The organism is Enterococcus sp. RTP21361st1_A6_RTP21361_211029 (assembly GCF_040910045.1).
Lineage (GTDB): Bacteria > Bacillota > Bacilli > Lactobacillales > Enterococcaceae > Enterococcus_D > Enterococcus_D gallinarum.
On sequence record NZ_JBDGBK010000219.1, the window covers coordinates 1 to 1,254 of the forward strand.

2 protein-coding genes are annotated in these 1,254 nt (G+C 60.9%); both read right to left on the bottom strand.

Annotated elements, in window-relative coordinates:
* Positions 1–183 (bottom strand): hypothetical protein (locus AB5Z52_RS17185; protein WP_368267156.1); only part of this gene is annotated, 183 nt, incomplete at its 3' end.
* A 2-nt stretch (positions 184–185) separates the two neighbouring features.
* The coding region (locus tag AB5Z52_RS17190; RefSeq protein WP_368267157.1) for a phage major capsid protein at positions 186–1,254 on the bottom strand (1,069 nt) is incomplete at its 5' end.

Here is a 1,254-nt window from a genome sequence, read left to right on the forward strand (position 1 = left end):
TTCCTGCTTGGTCGGCGCGGTAGAAGCTGCCTTTGGCACATTCTTCGCCACCGGAAGAGAGACGGCACCGCCGATAGTGACCGGCTTGCCCTTGGCGTCAAGCGCCACAAGCTCCGCCACGTCCTGCGTCTTGTCGACGTTCGCCTCTTTCGTAGTGGCGAAGCGCACGTACTTCTGCGTCATGATCAGGCCGCCTTACCGAGAGTGACCTTCACGAAGGCCTTCGGATACTTGACCTGCAGGCCCAGACGCTCGGAGACGCGGCACTTCTGCTTGAAGTGCAGGAAATCGTCAGTGTCGGAGTCGGTCATCTTCACGACCAGACCACCCTTGCGCAGCACCTTGGCGCTTTTGAAGGCACCGACCAGCGCGGTGCCTTCGGTGATGGCGGCGGTGGCCACGGTCGGGATGTTCCACAGCTTGGCCCCATCGGTCAGGTTGAGGTAGTTGCCGTTCGCATCCTTGGCGATGGTCAGCTTCCAGAAGTCAAGCGGATTCATCACGTAGGCGTCGGCTTGGAAGTTGGTGGTGGTGGTGATCTGCAGGGCGGCCTTGGACAGGCGGTCGGCGTCGGACAGTTCATCCTTATTCATCGTCTGAATTTCACGGTTGAACAGGCCGGTCAGATTGTTTTCACTGCCATTGCCGGACAGCAGCTGCGTCTCCTCCTGCAGCTTCAGGTCATACTGCGCTGCGTCGTTGATTTCGCCGATGACCCAGGACAGATCATCCATCATGTCCTCGCTGATGCCGAAGAAGCTGGCCACCTTGCCGATCTTGTCCTGCTTCCAAGTCGGGTCCTTCCAATGGACCTGCGGGGCGGCGCCGGTCTCCTCGACCATCTTGGCGTTGCCTTCCAGCTCATCGAAAACCGGGTACTGCAGGACGGTGCCGGTGATGGCGCCGGTAGAGAACAGGTCGGCCACGACCAGCGGACGCTGATACGGGCGAGCAGGCTCGGTATCGGTCTGGGTGCACTCGACCTCGTAGCCATGAGCGATGGCGGACTTCACGTCAAGGCCCGCCGTCTGCATGGACTGGACGTAATATTCGCCGACGCTCTTGGCATGGATGGCATCGGAGCCACCGACATGCCGCACACCAGACTTGGCGTTGAGCTGGCCGATCTGCGTGAGCAGATCATCGGCCTGCTTCATACCGTCCATCTGACGGTCGATGCCCTCGACCTCAGCCAGCGCGGTCTTCACGAATGCGATGGTGTCGCCATCCGCCTTGCCAGCGGCCAGCAGACCC